The organism is Pedobacter psychrophilus (assembly GCF_001652725.1).
GTDB lineage: Bacteria > Bacteroidota > Bacteroidia > Sphingobacteriales > Sphingobacteriaceae > Pseudopedobacter > Pseudopedobacter psychrophilus.
This window is the reverse complement of sequence record NZ_LWHJ01000027.1, coordinates 190047-207971: the sequence shown is the minus strand read 5'-3', so window position 1 is coordinate 207971 and position 17925 is coordinate 190047. Positions and strand designations below refer to the sequence as shown.

Here is a 17925-nt window from a genome sequence, read left to right as displayed (position 1 = left end):
ATGAAATCTCACTTTATCGACTTATTTAATTACGATTATTGGGCAAATTGCCTCATTCAACAAAGTATTGACGAAAAACCAATCCTTAATCCTAAAATCGAAAATCTTTTTTCTCATTTATTAAGTGCACAAAAAATCTGGTTAAACCGATGCATTAATAAGTTTGAAAAAATTGAATTATGGGAAACTAAAAGTCAATTGAAAGATATGATGGACAAAAACCATCAAGATTGGATAAAATTTTTGAACGAAATAAAAGAAGAGGATTTGGAAAAGTTAATTCATTACCAAAATACAAAGGGGAAAACATTCCAACTAGCATTAAATAATATTTTAACCCATTTAATAAATCACAATACTTATCATAGAGGACAAATTGTACAGTTACTTAAAAGTGACAGAGAGAATTTACCAGCAACAGATTATTTTCTTTGGGTCATAAAAAACGCTGATAATTAACCAATAAAATTGTGAGTATAAACATTAGCACTTACATTTGCAGCAAATGATAAAAAAGGTTTCCTGCATTTTACTCATTCTTCTTATCAGTCTATCTAGTTTTACTAGGCTGTTTTACTTTGCAGGTTACGAGCTAAATAAAGATTACATTGCTAAAAATCTGTGTATCAATAAGGATAAGCCCGAAATGCAATGTAACGGGAAATGTTTTTTGACTCGTAAAATTGCCGAAGCCGAAAAACAACAACAATCTCAAGAACGTAAAACCCAAAAAGACCTTACCCAGCAAATCATGCTGATTACTACTTTCCACATTAAGTTCTTTAATTTAAACTCGGTTACAGAAAACAGCGTTTATCAAAATAACTATTCTTATATAAAAAGCTCCTCTTTTTATCATCCTCCCCCTACGTTTGATTCTTAATTATTTAACAGCTATAATTTTAGCTGAATTCTTAAAGTTTTAAAATCAAATCATAAAAATAAAATGAAAAAATTATTATTGATGGTGGCTATTGCTGCCGTTGCATTTATGTCTTGTAAAAAAGAAGACGCTGGAGAAATTACGGGTTCAGGAACTTTAAATTTCGAATTTGAAAACGTTGTTGGTAACCAACCTTTAGTTTTAACCACACAGAATTATACCAACACAAAAGGAGAATCATATAAAGTTGATATGTTTAAATATTACGTATCCAACATTCAGCTATTAAAAGCAGATGGAAGCATATACAATGTTCCGGAAAGCTATTTTCTAATAGACCAATCAGATGCTAGCACTCTTAAACCAAGCCTTAGCAACCTGCCAGCTGGTGATTATACAAAAATAAGCTATACTATTGGGGTAGATTCCGCAAGAAATTTTGCGGGTGCACAAACAGGCGTCTTAGCACCAGAAAAAGCAATGTTTTGGTCTTGGAATTCGGGGTATGTATTTGTAAAAATGGAAGGTACTTCCCCAACATCTACAGCAGCAAATCATAATCTTATTTTCCACATTGGCGGTGCTTCGGCAACAGTTAATGCCATCAGAAAAGTATCTTTTAATATTGATCCAAATATTTTGAGGATTAGAACAGATAAATCACCAATTATTCATTTCAAAGCAGATGTTGCTGCTATGTTCAATGGTAAACAAAATATTTCTTTTGCAACCTACAATTCTATGCATGGCGGTTTACCTGCCTTAATTATTGCCGATAATTATGCACAAGGGATGTTTAGTTTAGATCATATTCATAATTAATTTTATTTGGGCGTTCGGGCGGGCTTTTTATTTCAATCTTTTTGTAAAAACAAAAAGCCTGCCTGCCGCAGGCAGGGATTTCCATTTCAATCCCTAACGCAAAAAAAAAATTCATTTCCACGACAGGAGACATCTCACTAATAAGGTTGACATTCTAACTGAAAACCTATTTGTGAGATGCTTTCTTCGCTAGCTAGCGAATCAACATGACGGAAACTTAAAAATATCCAAATGAAAAAAATAACCACATTTCTAATTGTAGGTTGTATCATTTTCTTGATTTCTTGTGCAAAGGATAAGGATTTAAATAAATTTTTATCGATAGAAATTCCTGCTGGATTTCCGCAACCTGTTTATCAATTTACAAATAATCAACCTACACAAAAAGGTTTTGATTTGGGCAGAATGCTTTTCTATGATCAAGGACTATCTAAAGATGGTACAGTTTCTTGTGGCGATTGTCACCAACAATTTGCAGGTTTTGGAAACTTAGATCATGCTACTAGCCATGGAGTTGATAATTGCTTTGGCAAAAGAAATGCACCTGTTTTATTTAATTTAACATTTAAAGACAATTTCTTTTTAGATGGTGGAGTGACCAATTTAGAGCTGGCTCCTTTAAACGCAATGACAGATCCTTGCGAAATGGCCAACGATTTGAATAAAATTTTAGTTTATCTTAAATCAAAACCAGAATATCAACAGGCATTTCAAAAAGCATTTGATAGCGACGAGATTACTTCTCAAAAAATGTTTAGGGCCTTGGCGCAATTTCAAGGCATGATGATTTCTGCTGATAGCAAATATGACCAAGTAAAAGCTAAAACAGCTCAATTTACAGATCAAGAGCTAAGGGGTTATCAATTATTTTCCGCAAAATGTGCGAGTTGTCATAAAGAACCTTTGTTTTCTGATAACAGTTTTAGAAATAATGGTTTAGACATCACATCTTTAGATTTAGGTAGATCAACGATCACAAGTTTAGCATCAGATGATGGTAAATTCAAAGTTCCGACGCTTAGAAATGTAGAGGTCAGTCGCCCTTATATGCATGATGGTCGTTTTAAAACTTTAGAACAAGTTTTGGATCACTATCAAAATAATATTAAACCTAACAAAAATTTAGATCCACTTTTAAAACAAGATTTAGCTTTAACAGATACCTATAAGGCGGATATCATTGCATTTTTAAAAACTTTGACGGATCTTACATTTCTTAAAAATCCAAAATACAGTGAAGAATAAAATATTAATCATTTTTTTAATGCTCTGCGGTAGTTCCACATTTGCCTGCGATATTTGTGGTTGTTTTATGGGAATTACTCCTTATGATAATGTGAGCAGTTTAGGTGTTTTTTATAGATATCGCTCATACAACGGGTATTTTGGTCAAGATCAACAGTTTTTTCCAGATGAAAGTTCGTTTTTCCCTCAAGCCAATCAAACAAATAATCCACTCGGAAATCATAATGGGTTGCTTGGCGATTATGAAATTTATAGAACAACCGAGATACGTGGTCGCTATTTTATACAAAAACGTTTAGAAATAAATGCGATAATTCCCTATCTCAATAATAGTGAAAAATACAATAATCAAACTTCTACTATTTCTGGTTTAGGCGATATAACTTTATATGCAGGTTATCATTTACTTAGAAAACTGGATCAAAAAACCATCAATCAGAGATTAATAACCGGTGCAGGAATCAAAATACCAACTGCAAATAATCTTGTTAAAAGTGATCAGGGTTTAACTTATTCTAATCCTTTTCAGCCCGGCACAGGAAGTATAGATGGTTTTGTTTACGCTAATTATATTATTGGGATAAAAAATTGGGGGGCAAGTATCAACAGCACTTATAAATTTAATGGTAGAAATTCTGATCAAGAATCAATCGCAAATAGCACCACCTCTTTTCTTAGCGTTTTTAGAAAGATTGACATCGATAAAAACATAAAAATCATCCCCTCTGTGCAAACTAGTTATGAATTTACCAAAGGAGAAAAATATCAAGGTAAACTAACAGGAGAACATGAGACAAATAATTTAATGGCTGGCGCAGGATTAGATATATTTGTAAAAAATATCGGCATCAATACCAGTTTTCAAACAAATGCTTGGTCAGCTCAAACAGATCATCCCCGCAGCAGCGGACGTTTAACTTTAGGAATTACTTACAATTTAAAACAACTTTATTATGCCATTAATTAATATAAAAAATAGCATTACCATCATTTTAGGAATTACCATTATTGGTTTTTCAAGCTGCAAGGATCAAAAAGCAGAGCAGAAAAAATTACAAACCGAAGTAATGGCTGTACATGATTCTTTAATGATGGATATGGGTAAATTAACCGATAAAAGAATGATGCTTACTAAATTATCATCAAATTTAGATAGTTTAAAAAAAGCAAATAACTCTTTAGATACAGCCCAATTAAAAGCAGAAATCGCTGATCAAAAATTAGCGCTTACTAATGCTGATGATGCCATGATGAAATGGATGAATGGTTTTAACCCAGATTATACTGGCAAATCTTCCAAAGAAATTGCTCAATATTTAGAAAGTCAAAAAATAAAAATAGATTCTGTTAAAACAATGTTTAACAAATCTCTTTCTAACAGTAACAGTTTAATTTCTAAATTGAAATAATTATGAAAATTCCCTCATTATTAGTTTTATTTACTGGTTCACTATTTTTATTTGCCTGTAATTCAGCTCCAAAACAATTGCCCATATTAGGTAGCAGAGAACCAGTGGAAAAAATTGTTAATGGCAAAACTGTTATAGATACTGTTTATCAGACTATTCCCGCTTTTAGTTTTATGAATCAGGATAGTGCAATCATTAATAATGATTCTTTAAAAAATAGCATTTACGTTGCTGATTTCTTTTTTACCTCCTGCCCATCTATTTGCCCTATCATGAGCAAAAATTTACTAACCGTTTATGAGAAATTTAAAGACAATCAAGAAGTAAGATTTCTTTCGCATACAATAGACCCAAAACATGATACCATTCCTGTTTTGAAAAAATACGCCGACAAACTAGGAGTTAAAGGTACACAATGGAGCTTTTTATTAGGAAGTAAAGATTCTGTTTATTTGTTAGCTAAAGATGGTTATATGTCTTATTCAAAACAAAATGATAGCATCCCAGGCGGGTACGAACATTCTGGATATTTTTTGTTAGTTGATAAAGATAAACGCATTAGAGGTGCTTACGACGGAACGGATAAAAATCAGGTGGCACAAATGAGTAAAGATATGGATATTCTATTAACCGAATATCATAAAAAATAGCATGAGAAAAATCATCATTTTAATTTCGTTTTTAGCCATCACTTTTACTGTATTTTTTAGTGCTTGTGTAAACGAGGATAGTATAAAATATCAACGTTATTATTCTGATGGTTTACAAATGTATAAAGACCATTGCCAAAGTTGCCACATGGACGATGGCAATGGTTTAGCTAGTTTAATCCCTCCCTTAAGCGATACTACTTATTTAAAAACTAACCGTAAAATGTTGGCTTGTTATATTGTTTATGGGCTTTCTAATACGATAACCATCAATGGGAAACAATATGATGGTAAAATGCCTGCCGAAAAACATTTAGCATCCATTGATTTAGCTAAGATACTTACCTACATCACCAATTCTTTTGGAAACAAACAAGGAATTTTTGATGTGAAAGAGATTGAAAAAAACCTGATTGATTGCAGTAGAGATACAGTTAAGGTTGTTATATAAATAATTTTAAGGTAATTTATAAGAACTATAAAAATAGCTATTATGCTAATTCTCTCATGTATTTATGAAAAAGTGCCAACGCCTCTTTTTTATTATCTGTTAAACGATAATCTATTTTATGCATTAGGTAATCAACCAAATCAAAATCTTTTCGCATTTCCATATTTTCGAAAATCTTTAATCGGCTATCTAATCCTAACTTTAAAGCTGCATTTAATTTATCTATAAAAGAATCTTCTAGTTTTTTATTGCTTACCCAAGCTGCAAAAACAAATTCTAATCCTGTAAAACTTTTCCATTCTGCAGCTAAATCATAAACAAAAGAATGTTGGTTAATTTTCCCAAAAGTACGATCACCAATTTGAACAAAAGCGGTTTTTGGATGTGAAGATCTTCCGTATTCTTTAGCTTTGGATACCAATTCTGGTTTTACTTTCCAATAGTTTTTTAATAAAACCAAAGCTAAATTATTTGAAGACCTAGATTGAGGATCTAATTGCAAATATTGAACATCTTCAATAGGGCAATTACTAAAAATAAAAACAGAGTTAACAGCTCCATTTGCTCCAATGCAATAATCAGAAATAATATGGTGTTCTGGTAAATCTAAAATTGCAGCTACGGGAATTAAACCAATATCAACTTTGTTTTCAATCAGTTTTTCGGCACATAAACTGGGTACATCTAAACTTAAATCAATTTCTTTTTTTATAGGATGATGTTGTAAACCGTAAATAAAAGGAATGGTATTGGTGTAGCTTACCGCTGATATTTTAATCATAAATTTTTTAGGTGCGCTAAACTATTAAATGTTTGGATATGAAAGTCTTGACCATCATAATCTAAAACATAAAGTGAAGTGTTTTGATGTGGATAATTATCCATTTTATCTAAAGATTGATTCATTAATTGACAAAGTAAGAGCCTCATTGCTCTTCCATGCATACAAATCAAAATAACCTTCTCATCCTTATGGCTCATGATTTCTTCCATGGCCTTAGTCTGACGAGTAAAAACTTCATTAGGACTTTCCCCACCTTCTGTCTTCACATCATAATTACCTTGAGCCCAATTTTGAATCAATTTTTTAAAATCTTCGCGAAGTTCTGGCGTACTTTTTTGCCCTTCATATTTACCCCAGGCTAACTCATCTAAACCAGAAAACCGCTCAACAGGCAAACCTTTTTCGATGAATTTTGAAACAGTTTGTCCGGTACGCACAAGTTTAGAAACGTAAAGCTTATCAAAAGGAACATCTTTATACATTTCATAAAAAGCTTCTCCTTGTGCGATTCCTGTAGCATTTAATTGTGAATTAACTCCCCTACCTTGTACAATCCCATTTTTGTTAAAATCAGTTTCGCCATGGCGAATAATATAAAGTGTCTTTTTTATTTGGCTCATTAAATTAATTTAAAACGGGTAAAGCATAATATTTAGGTTTTACCTCATCTTCAAAAACTACATTTTCATAATCGGTCACTACATTATAAAGAGTATCTCTTTCAATTGGTTTTTTACCGACTTCCTTAATCAATTTTACAAGATCTTTTGTACTCATCGCAGGGTGTTTTTCCTCGGCACCAGCCATGGAGTAAATTTTTGTGGTATCATCTAAAGTACCATCAATGTCATCTACACCAAAATTTAAAGAAAGTTGTGCTGTACTTCTACTTATCATAGCCCAATAAGCTTTGATATGATCAAAATTATCAAGGTAAATTCTAGAGATGGCATAATTACGCAGATCTTCTACTACCGTAGATTCTGGCACATTAGACATTTGATTATCTTGATTCCTGAATTTTAATGGGATAAAAGTTTGAAAACCGCCAGTTTTATCTTGCAAATCTCTAAGTCTTTCCAAATGGTCAACACGATGCCAAAATTGCTCAATATGTCCGTAAAGCATAGTTGCATTAGAACGCATTCCTAATTTATGCCATTCTTCATGTATTTGCAACCACTGATCAGCGTTGCACTTATCTTTTGCTATTTGCTCCCTGATTTCTGGATGAAAGATTTCTGCACCACCACCTGGCATTGATTCTAATCCAGATTCTTTCATCAACTTCATTCCAGTTGCGTAATCTACTTTAGCTTTTTTAAATATATAGTGATATTCTACTGGTGTCAAAGCTTTTACATGTAAATCAGGACGGTGTTTTTTAATTTCAGAAAACAATTTCTGATAAAAAGCCATATCATATTGAGGCAAAACCCCACCAACAATATGTGCTTCGGTAACTGGCTCATTATCATATTTTTTTACGATATTGAGCATATCTTCCATTGTATATTCCCAACCTTCAGAACGCTCTTTAATCAAAACAGAATAAGAGCAAAATTTACAATCGTAAACACAAAGATTTGTAGGTTCTATATGGAAATTTCTATTGAAATATGTATTATTTCCATGCCGCTTTTCGCGGATATAATTTGCAAGAACTCCTACAAATGGTAAATCGCATTTTTCAAAAAGATAAACCCCTTCATCAAAAGAAATCCTTTGATTATCCTTAACTTTTTGGGCAATTATTCGATGGTTTTCTAGGAGATTTTTATCTTGAAGAATTGTTTCTAACTGATGTTCTGAATTCATATTCTTGAATATTGTGCAAAATAATAAAAATAGCTTTTTATTACGTGATATGAATGTAAAACAAGATTGCTTTTATTAAGTTTGAATCATTATTAATAATAATTTCAAATATGAATATCGAAACTAAAGCTATCCACGCTGGTAATAAAATAGATTCAGATACTAAAGCTGCCATACAACCAATTACTTTATCCTCTACTTTTGAAAGAGGTGAAAATGGTGATTATCCAGGTGGTTATATATATTCTCGTTCAGATAATCCTAACCGTAAATCTTTAGAAAATGTAGTTACTGCTTTAGAAAATGGAGCTGATGCTTGTGCTTTTGCAACAGGTAATGCAGCTGGAATGTCAGTTTTCCAAGCTTTAGAACCTGGAAGCCATATTATTGGTCCGGATGATATGTATCACGGTTTAAGAAATCAATTGAAATTGATGTTTAAAGGAATTTTAACTTTTGATTTTATTGATTTAACCGATATTGAACTAATTTTTAATACTATAAAAAGAGAAACTAAATTAATTTGGGCGGAAACGCCTTCAAATCCTCTTTTAAAACTTTGTGATATTGAAGCAATTGCACACATCGCAAAAGAACATCAATTAATTTTTGCAGTTGATAATACATTTGCCTCGCCAATGTGTCAGCAACCTATAAGTTTAGGAGCTGATATTGTGATGCACTCCACAACAAAATACCTAAATGGTCATTCTGATGTTACGGGTGGAATTTTAGTAACTAAAGAAAAAGATTCATTTTGGGAAAAGATAAAAATTGTACAAGGTTATGGAGGTGCTGTTCCCTCTCCTTTTGATTGTTATTTAGTGACTAGAGGAATCAAAACTTTGCCTTATCGTATGCGTGGTCATGTTGCAAATGCTCAGGCTTTAGCCGATTTTTTAGAAGCGCATGAATCCGTAGAAGCTGTTTTTTATCCAGGATTAAAATCACATCCACAACATGATTTAGCAAGTAAACAAATGCTTTCTTATGGAGGAATGTTATCTTTTTTGGTAAAAGGTGGTGAAGATAAAGCAAAAGAAATAGTTAATAATCTTAAAATTTTTACCCAAGCAACCAGTTTAGGTGGAGTCGAAAGTTTAATAGAACATCGTTATTCCGTTGAAGGACCAGATACCAAAACACCCAAGAATTTATTAAGAGTTTCGGTTGGTTTAGAGCATATTGATGATTTGATTAGTGATTTGGAAAGTGTTTTGTAGTTAACATTTATAAATTTTATAAGATGATAAAAAAGATTTTAAAAGATAAATTTTTAATTCTAAAAATTAGAAACAGATTTAATCCAAATGTTCAGATAAGTCAACGTCAGTTATTTCATTATTATCAAGATAAGGTTAAACAGAAAGATGTTCCATCAATAATTGATACAGGTTTTAGAGTATTTTCGCATCAAGAAGAAGATGGTAAATTACTTTTTATATTTTCCACTATTGGCATGGGAAATAAAACTTTTATAGAAATTGGTTCTGATGATGGTGTAAACAGCAATGCAGCAAATCTTATTTTTAATTTTGGTTGGCATGGATTATTTATAGATGGTAATAAAAATAGCATTAAAAGAGGAATTAATTTCTTTAAAAAATATCCAACTCCATTTGCTCATCCTCCAAAATTTGTGCTTTCAAAAGTTACAGCAGAAAATATCAATGAAACTATAGAAAATGCAGGCTTTAAAAAAGATATTGATTTTTTGTCGATAGATATTGATGGTAACGATTACTGGATTTGGAATGCTTTATCTATTATAAATCCAAAAGTGGTAATTATAGAGACACATATAGAATTTGGTTATAATGATATTATAGTTCCTTATGACGCTAATTATTCATATCCAGGAAAACATCCTGTCTATCATGGTGCATCACCAACAGCAATGCAAAAATTAGGCAAAAAGAAAGGTTATCGTTTAGTAGGAGGTAATGAATTGGGTTATAATTTCATATTTATAAGGAATGGAATAGCTGATGATTTAATACCCGAAGTTTCTGTAAAATCATTAATATCTCACCCATCTGCAATAGAAAGTTTTAAGAAATTTGAATCTATTAGAGATTGGGCATACATAAAGCCTATTGATGAGTAACAGGAACGTACTTCATTTTCTAAATAATTATAAATTTAAAAAATAAAACAAAATATAATTTGGAAATCAACTGATTTCTACCTTATATTTGAAATATCATTTGGTTGAGATACCAAAAATCAATTCCTCAATTAAAAACAGGTCTTGATTTATACAGAAGTGGCGAGAGATTAGGCTCACAGATCCACTGGCAACCCTTAGCATAAAAGAGAAGGTGCCAATTCCTAGCCCATTTGGGAGCTATAAATTTAAAAGACATGGAAACAAACAATTCAACAGTAAACCTTTTATCAATCTCAAAAGAGATTAATTTGGTATTTGCATCATTTAGTTCTACTATTTGTATGTGTTACTTCATGAGTTAAACTGTAAATTAATTGTATCGCTTTCGAAAAGCATCCTTCCAATTAATTATAAAAATCAAATCAAACATCATAAAAAATTAAAATATTAAAATGTTAATAAAGCAATTAAATTAGAAATTTTAGCATTTGATACTCTAATCAATATAAAAAGTAGAAATAAAAATAACACGAAATGAGTAAAAAATTAAATATAGGTCTGTTTGGATTTGGAGTTGTAGGGCAAGGTTTATACGATATTTCTTTGAGTAGAAACTTAAACCTGGAATTCAAGAAAATCGCCATAAAAGATCCAGCTAAAAAAAGGACTTTACCAGACAATCTTTTCACTACAGATAAGTGGGAGATTTTAAAAGACCCTGAAATCAATACCATTATTGAATTGATTAATGATGCTGATGCCGCATACGAGATTGTTTCTTATGCTTTGCAAAATGGTAAAAATGTGGTTTCGGCAAATAAAAAAATGATTGCCGAGCATTTAGATGAGTTGGTTGCTTTCCAAAAAGAACACGGAACTTCTTTATTATATGAAGGTGCGGTTTGTGGAAGTATTCCAATTATCAGAAATTTAGAGGAATATTACGATAATGAATTGCTTTATGCGGTTAGTGGGATTTTTAACGGTTCTTCTAACTTTATTCTCTCTAAGGTATTTAATGAGAATCAATCCTATAATGATGCTTTAAAAGAGGCACAGGATTTAGGCTTTGCAGAAACCGACCCAACTTTAGATGTTGGTGGTTATGATGCTAAATATAAGGTTGCCATTGCTGCAGCTCATGCTTATGGATTATTTATTGATCCAGCTAAAATCATGAATATTGGTATTCAAAATTTACAGCTGAGTGATTTGCAATATGCTAGGGAAAAAGGTCAGAAGATAAAGCTTGTTCCTGTGGCGAAAAAACAAAATGATAGCGAAGTAAGCATTTATGTTTTACCAAAATTAGTTAAAAAAGAAGATTTTCTTTTCAACGTAGAAAACGAATATAATGGCGTTAGCGTTCAAGCTGCCTTTGCCGATCAGCAATTCTTTTTTGGGAAGGGTGCAGGCGGACATCCAACAGGTGCAGCTGTCTTTTCTGATGTTTCTGCCTTGCGATATGATTACAGATACGAGTATAAAAAAACGTTAATAGAGAAAAAAGTTCAGTTTAATAATGAGGAAATTCTACAAGTTTATTTAAGGTTTAACGAAGAAGGTTTCGTAAATAAATTGCCTTTTATAGACATTATTGAAAGCTTTTCATCAAAAGATTATCATTATGTAATTGGTGATATTAAACTAGCTGATATTGCAGCAGCAAAAGATTTAATTTTAAATGATGGCGCTTTTATAGCGGATACAGGAAACTATAAAGCCTAAAGATTTTTTTTGATTAATTTTTGTTTAAGACGCCGATAAGAAATTATCGGCTTTTTGTTTGATAGAAAAAGCCCTTTAAACATTTATTTAAAGGGCTTTATAATAATTTAATAACCTAGTTAAGAAAACAACCTATCTCTTTTTTCTGCATCAGTTTCTAATTTTTTAAGCTTTTTACCGTAAGCTATTTTGGTAATCAAAACAAACAAAACTGGCACTACAAATATCGCTAAAGAGGTTGCTGCTAACATCCCACCAAAAACCGTAAATCCAATAGTTCTTCTTGATTCTGCTGCGGCACCACTCGCAAAAACTAAAGGTAATACTCCTAAAATAAATGCTAAAGAAGTCATGATGATTGGTCTTAATCTTAAATCTACTGCTTGAAGTGTTGCTGTTAAAATATTTACTCCTTTATCAACGCGTTCTTTGGCAAATTCTACAATTAAAATCGCATTCTTTGCAGCCAAACCTATTAAGGTGATTAAACCAATTTGAGCATAAATGTTATTGCTAATACTTGGGATAAAAGTTAATATCAAGATCGAACCAAAAGCACCAATTGGTACGGCAAATAATACCGAAAATGGGATGGACCAGCTTTCATAAAGCGCTGCTAAAAACAAGAATACAAACACTAAAGATAAACCGAAAATCAAAGTAGAACTACTTCCGGCCGAAACTTCTTCTCGGCTTAAGCCAGAAAATTCATAACCATAACCTTCTGGCAATTCTGTTGCTGCTACTTCTTGTAAAGCTTTAATAGCATCACCACTACTAACACCTGCAGCAGGTGATCCGTTAATTTCAATAGAACGATAGATATTATAATGAGAAATTAAAGATGGACTTTCAATCACATTTGTTGTAACTAAAGAACCAATTGGTATCATCTCACCTCTGCTATTTCTTACATAATATTTCATTAATTCATCAATTGAAGAACGATAAGTGCTATCAGCCTGAGCTACAACCCTAAAGTTTCTGCCATATAAATTAAAATCATTCACATAAGAACTTCCTAGCAAAGTTGATAAAGTGCTATAAACATCATTTAAAGGAACTCCTAATTTTTTAACCTTTTCCTTATCAACATTAATTTGATAACTAGGCGTATTGGTGCTAAAAAACGTATAGGCTTTTCCTATTTCTGGTCTTTTGTTTACGGCTGCTAAAAACTTTTTGGCTACTGCATCAAATTTTTTGATATCATCTGCACTGGTAGTTTGCTGCAACTCGAAAGTAAAACCTGCAGTTGCACCTAAACCCGGAATAGCTGGTGGCCCAATTGCTAAAACTCTCGCTTCCTTAATATCCGCAGTTTTCTTCTGAATTTCTGCCATAATATTTGTCAGCTGTAATTCCTTGCTTGTTCTATCTTCCCAAGGGTCTAATAAAACGAAGATTGTACCGGCGTTAGATTTATTAGAGAAACTGATGATGTTTAATCCAGCCAAACCACCAACTGTTTTAACTCCAGGTATTTGCTTTAATCTCTTTTGGATTTCTACCAACATGCTTTTACTTCTGGTAGTTGATGCAGCTTCCTGCATCTCATAAGTAACATATAATCTACCTTCATCTTCTTGCGGTACAAAGCCAGATGGTTTATTTTTGAATAAGAAAAACAGGGCAACAAATAAACAGACCATCATGATCAATACTTTTGGGGTAGCTCTAATCCATGATGCAACTCCTTTTGTATATGATCTATTAAATCTATCAAAGCCTTTATTAAACCAGATAAAAAATTTATCTAACCAATTTTTTTCATCATCCTTACCTTTAGATGGCTTTAGCATAATTACGCATAAAGCGGGAGTTAGAGATAAAGCTACAAAGGCAGAAATAATTACAGAAACTGCAATGGTGATTGCAAACTGTTGGTATAAACGACCAACGATTCCGGGTAAAAATCCCACAGGAACAAAAACCGCAGCTAAAATTAATGCAATGGCTATAACTGGTCCTGATATATCTTTCATCGCCCGTTGAGTTGCTTCTTTAGGAGATAATTTATTATGATCAATATAATGCTGAACCGCCTCTACCACAACAATTGCATCATCAACCACAATACCTATTGCTAATACAAAGGCAAATAAAGTAAGTGTATTGATGGTAAAACCGAATGGAATAAAAAAGATAAATGTTCCGATTAACGATACTGGAATAGCTAAAACAGGAATTAATGTTGCTCTCCAGTTTTGCAAAAACAAGAAAACCACAATAACCACTAAAACCAATGCTTCTAACAAAGTGTGAACAACTTCGTTCATAGAAACTTTTACAACGGAAACCGTTTCTAATGGCATTACATAATCAATATCTTTTGGAAAAGATTTTTTTAACTTCAATAAAGCTTCATTTAATCCTTTATAAGTATCAAGTGCATTTGCCCCCGGTGCTTGATAAATTAAAACAAATGCTGCTGGCTTACCGTTAACAAAAGCATTAGACCCGTAATCAAATTTACCCAACTCTACTCTTGCAACATCCTTTAAGTAAACCACGGTCCCATCAGAAGGAACTGTTCTTACAATGATGTTTTCAAACTGCTCGGGTTTGTTTAACCTACTATTTGTTAAAACGCTATATTCAAAAGTTTGGGTGTTAGGTTGTGGGTTTCCCCCGATGGTTCCTGCTGCGACTTGTAAATTTTGCTCTCTTAAAGAATTTAAAATATCGGTTGTGGTTAAATTTAAGTTGGCCAATTTCTCTGGATTTAGCCAAACCCTCATGCTAAATTCATCTGCCCTAGAAACAATATCTCCAACTCCTTTTACTCTTTGGAGCGCATCCTTAACATATAAATTGGCATAATTACCAACAAATGTAGCATCATGAGTGCCTTTTGGCGAGTAAAATGCCAATGCAACCATGATACTCGGATTTTTTTTGGCAACTGTTAATCCTAAATTTTTTACAGCATCTGGTAATCTTGGTTCTGCAACTCTAACTCTATTTTGTATTTCAACTGCTGCGTTATTAATATCTGTACCTAATTCAAAATTTACATTAATAGAACTTTGACCGCTTGAGGTAGAATTACTCGACATATAAGTCATTCCTGGAGTACCATTTACCTGAGTTTCAATTGCTGTAGTAGTGGTTTGTTCAACAGTTTGAGCATCGGCACCAGTAAAATTTCCTGTAATGGAAACGGAAGGAGGCGTTATATCAGGATATTGCGCAATGGGCAAATTGAGCATAGAAATTAACCCAACCAATACAATCACAACAGAAATAACTATTGCAGTTACCGGTCTTTTTATAAATACATCTGATATCATTTATCTATTTTAATTATTCGCCAATGCGATATTATAATGAAATACTTAGCTGATAATAAATTACTTACCTGCTGGTTTTTGATTTGGATCTTGAGGTTTTGGAGCTTCGGTAGTAATAACTGAACCTTCTCTTAAATTTTGAACGCCCTCCACTACAATTTTATCATCCTCTTTTAAACCGTCTTTTACAATTACATTTTTATCAATGGTTTTCCCTAAAAGCACTTTGCGTTGAGAAACTTTGCTACTATCGCCAGGAACGTAAACAAAAAACTCTCCCAATTGCTCTGTTACGGCTTTGTAAGGAACTAAAATAGATTTTGAACCTCCGTTATTTTTAACCCTAACAGTACCATTCATCCCAGCAATTAGCATATTTTTATTGTTTTGAAAAATAAGTCTAGCTTTTATAGTTCCTGTTTGAGGATTAACAGCTCTATCTAACAAAGAAAGTTTACCGGGACTTGGATAAACATCTTCACCAAATGCCAGTGTGAAAGTAGAGTCGCTTAGATTCTGTTTGTCGTTTAACAACTTGTTAAAACGATAAATTTCTTTTTGATCAATATTAAAATCAACCGCTAATTCTCCAACTGTGGAAATGGTATTTAAAATGGTTTGTCCTGTTGCAACTGCAGTACCAACTTTAACTTGAGAAATACCAATAATCCCATCAAAAGGAGCATAAACCTTAGTATACTTCACATTGGTTTGCACCGCATTAATGTTTGCCTTACCTGCAGAAACTTGTTCTTTAGCAACTTGCAAAGCCGCATCTGCATTATCAACCAATTGTTTTGCTATTGCATCTTTCTTATCTAACTCATGGTAGCGGTCGGCATCTTTTTGTGCCTTATTTAAATTGGCTTTTTGTACTTGCAAACCAGCTACTGCTTGTTGATAATTTGCTTGGTATAGCTGATTATCAATACTGTATAATAACTGACCTTTAGAAACCTTATCGCCATCTTTAAAATAAACCCCAGTGATATTTCCACTTACTTGCGGACGTAATTCTATTTGATTTAAAGCTACAACAGTTCCAGGATATTCATCAAAATAGGCTGCATTTATAAACTTAACGCTTTCTACAGTTACTTGCGTAGCTGGTACTGGGGCTGCGGATTTATCATTTTTGTTTCCACAGGAAAACAAAAAAAACAAAAGTGTTGAAGCTAAAAGAGTTATTGATTTTTTGGATAACATATACGTTATTGATTAATATTTTAATATTTAATTTGTCCTAATGCTTTTTCAACATCAACCTTGCTGATTAATAGTTGATAAACCGCATTAAAATAGTTGATTTGTGAAGTGCGTAAATCTGTTTCAGAAACAATTACTTCTAAATAAGTTTTAATGCCAGATCTATATTGTAAATTAACTACATCATAAACCTCTTTTGCTAAACTCATGTTCTCTTTAAGAGCCAAATAATTAGCAAAATTACTTTGGTAGGTTGATAAAGCTTGTTGATATTCTGAATTTACATCATTTTTAAAAACTTCTAAATCAAGTTCATTACGTCTTAACCAATATTGGGCAATGTTAATGTTTTCTCTCCTTTTACCTCCTTGAAAAATTGGCAAACCTAAAGTGATACCAGCGTAAGAATTGGGAAAGTTACGATTGTATAAATCGCCGAAATTATTGTTTTGATAATTAAAATTGTACGCCCCGTTTGCTGCTATTGAAGGTAAGAAACTCCATTTGTTATAACTTAAATTAGCATTAAGTAGTCTTTTTTGAGTTTGTAATTGTGCAAATTCTATTCTATTATTAACGTTTAAATTTTGCGTGGTATCAATAAAAACCTCATTTTCTAATTGCAAACTATCGTAAACAACATTTAATTTTTCCTTTTCAGGATAGTTCATCAAAGATTTTAAAAATTCTATTCTCGCCTTCAATAAAACTTCATTGCTTTTTTGATTTGCTTTGGTATTGTTTAAGGTAATTGTTGCTCTTTTATAATCGATTTTATCTGTGATGCCAGCTTCGTACTGATTAAATGCATCACTTAAACTCCTTTCTAACCTGATGATATTTGAATTGGAAATCTTAATTTGTTGTAAGGTTGACAAAACATTATAAAATGCTTTTGAAACATTAACAACTAAATTTATTTTGTTATTTACCGTGTTTTGTTTTGATTGTAAAAGAACATCTCCTTTTGTATTTAAAGCTAACAAAGCATCTCTATTAAAGATGTTTTGCGAAGCTGTAAATTGTGCGCTAGAAGTGTTATCAACTCCTAATTGTACAGGATTACCACCAATTATTGAAGTTTGAACTAAAAAATTATGCTGTAAATTATAATTAAAATTTATTTGAGGATACCAATCTGCCAATTTTGTCTTGATTGTAGATTCTGTAATTTTTTCATCTAAATATGCTTGTTGAATTGTAGGCTGACTATTTAACGCATATTGAATCGCATCATTTAATGTTACTTTTTGCAATAAACTATCTTTAACAATAGTTTGTGACCAACTAAAAAATGGAATTATTAAGCCAAGAATAATAAAAGACAACTTTATCGTTAGCTTGCCTATGTAATTGTTCATATATCTAAAAAACTTAATTTCTTTAATAAAAATTGCACCAAATTTGGTGAGATTGCAAACATAAATCTTTTAAATTTTAATACTTTTAAAAAAACTGCCATAGTTTTGTTATAAAATTAATAAATAACCAATTTCATTAGTTGCATTATAAGTTCAACATAATTA

The 17925-nt window shown here is 32.0% G+C and carries 17 protein-coding genes and 1 riboswitch; of the genes, 11 read left to right on the top strand and 6 right to left on the bottom strand.

Annotated features, from left to right (window positions below):
- The 8 genes from A5893_RS09420 (at position 1) to A5893_RS09385 (ending at position 5460) form a co-directional block, all read left to right on the top strand.
- Positions 1–459: a DinB family protein gene (locus tag A5893_RS09420; RefSeq protein ID WP_068822314.1), complete on the top strand. Its 459-nt coding sequence runs from the start codon at positions 1–3 to the stop codon at positions 457–459.
- Positions 460–505: 46 nt separating this feature from the next.
- Positions 506–883 carry a hypothetical protein gene (locus A5893_RS09415; RefSeq protein ID WP_082911387.1) on the top strand — a complete coding sequence of 126 codons (378 nt, stop codon included), beginning with the start codon at positions 506–508 and terminating at the stop codon, positions 881–883.
- Positions 884–946: 63 nt separating this feature from the next.
- Entirely contained in the window at positions 947–1705 is a 759-nt protein-coding gene (locus tag A5893_RS09410) for an MbnP family protein (protein ID WP_068822313.1), read from the top strand.
- A gap of 231 nt (positions 1706–1936) precedes the next feature.
- The gene (locus A5893_RS09405; RefSeq protein ID WP_068822312.1) at positions 1937–2950 is read left to right on the top strand and encodes a cytochrome-c peroxidase; all 1014 of its coding nucleotides are present in this window, start codon (positions 1937–1939) and stop codon (positions 2948–2950) included.
- Positions 2951–2969: 19 nt separating this feature from the next.
- Positions 2970–3917 carry a hypothetical protein gene (locus A5893_RS09400; RefSeq protein ID WP_157687532.1) on the top strand — a complete coding sequence of 316 codons (948 nt, stop codon included), beginning with the start codon at positions 2970–2972 and terminating at the stop codon, positions 3915–3917.
- A complete protein-coding gene (locus A5893_RS09395) occupies positions 3904–4359 on the top strand; it encodes a hypothetical protein (protein WP_068822310.1) in 456 nt (151 codons plus the stop codon). The genes A5893_RS09400 and A5893_RS09395 overlap by 14 nt, the downstream gene beginning before the upstream one ends.
- Before the next feature lie 2 nt (positions 4360–4361).
- A complete protein-coding gene (locus A5893_RS09390; protein ID WP_068822309.1) occupies positions 4362–5009 on the top strand; it encodes an SCO family protein in 648 nt (215 codons plus the stop codon).
- A gap of 1 nt (position 5010) precedes the next feature.
- Positions 5011–5460 (top strand): c-type cytochrome, encoded by a 450-nt coding sequence (locus tag A5893_RS09385; RefSeq protein ID WP_068822308.1) that lies wholly within the window; start codon positions 5011–5013, stop codon positions 5458–5460.
- 40 nt (positions 5461–5500) lie between these two features.
- Here A5893_RS09385 and A5893_RS09380 read toward each other — a convergent pair whose 3' ends face one another.
- Genes A5893_RS09380 through mqnE form a run of 3 tightly spaced genes read right to left on the bottom strand, consistent with a single transcriptional unit; the run spans position 5501 to position 8062 of the window.
- Positions 5501–6241 (bottom strand): menaquinone biosynthetic enzyme MqnA/MqnD family protein, encoded by a 741-nt coding sequence (locus tag A5893_RS09380; RefSeq protein ID WP_068822307.1) that lies wholly within the window; start codon positions 6239–6241, stop codon positions 5501–5503.
- Positions 6238–6864 carry a histidine phosphatase family protein gene (locus A5893_RS09375; protein WP_082911385.1) on the bottom strand — a complete coding sequence of 209 codons (627 nt, stop codon included), beginning with the start codon at positions 6862–6864 and terminating at the stop codon, positions 6238–6240. Before A5893_RS09375 ends, A5893_RS09380 begins: the two co-directional genes overlap by 4 nt.
- Before the next feature lie 4 nt (positions 6865–6868).
- Positions 6869–8062 (bottom strand): aminofutalosine synthase MqnE, encoded by a 1194-nt coding sequence (gene mqnE / locus A5893_RS09370; protein WP_068822306.1) that lies wholly within the window; start codon positions 8060–8062, stop codon positions 6869–6871.
- 110 nt (positions 8063–8172) lie between these two features.
- Here mqnE and A5893_RS09365 point away from each other — a divergent pair, with 110 nt between their 5' ends.
- From A5893_RS09365 to A5893_RS09355, 3 genes are all read left to right on the top strand, one after another.
- Positions 8173–9285, top strand: a complete 1113-nt coding sequence (locus A5893_RS09365) for a trans-sulfuration enzyme family protein (protein WP_068822305.1) — start codon at positions 8173–8175, stop codon at positions 9283–9285.
- A gap of 23 nt (positions 9286–9308) precedes the next feature.
- Positions 9309–10169 carry a hypothetical protein gene (locus tag A5893_RS09360; RefSeq protein WP_068822304.1) on the top strand — a complete coding sequence of 287 codons (861 nt, stop codon included), beginning with the start codon at positions 9309–9311 and terminating at the stop codon, positions 10167–10169.
- Positions 10170–10315: 146 nt separating this feature from the next.
- Positions 10316–10418, top strand: a riboswitch (SAM riboswitch).
- Positions 10419–10706: 288 nt separating this feature from the next.
- Entirely contained in the window at positions 10707–11900 is a 1194-nt protein-coding gene (locus A5893_RS09355) for a homoserine dehydrogenase (RefSeq protein WP_068822303.1), read from the top strand.
- Positions 11901–12019: 119 nt separating this feature from the next.
- Here A5893_RS09355 and A5893_RS09350 read toward each other — a convergent pair whose 3' ends face one another.
- The 3 genes from A5893_RS09350 to A5893_RS09340 are packed head-to-tail and all read right to left on the bottom strand — an operon-like array spanning position 12020 to position 17760.
- Positions 12020–15193, bottom strand: coding sequence for an efflux RND transporter permease subunit (locus A5893_RS09350; RefSeq protein WP_068822302.1), 3174 nt, complete (start codon positions 15191–15193; stop codon positions 12020–12022).
- A gap of 60 nt (positions 15194–15253) precedes the next feature.
- Positions 15254–16399: an efflux RND transporter periplasmic adaptor subunit gene (locus A5893_RS09345; protein WP_068822301.1), complete on the bottom strand. Its 1146-nt coding sequence runs from the start codon at positions 16397–16399 to the stop codon at positions 15254–15256.
- A gap of 20 nt (positions 16400–16419) precedes the next feature.
- Positions 16420–17760, bottom strand: a complete 1341-nt coding sequence (locus A5893_RS09340; RefSeq protein ID WP_068822300.1) for a TolC family protein — start codon at positions 17758–17760, stop codon at positions 16420–16422.
- Positions 17761–17925: the final 165 nt, after the last annotated feature.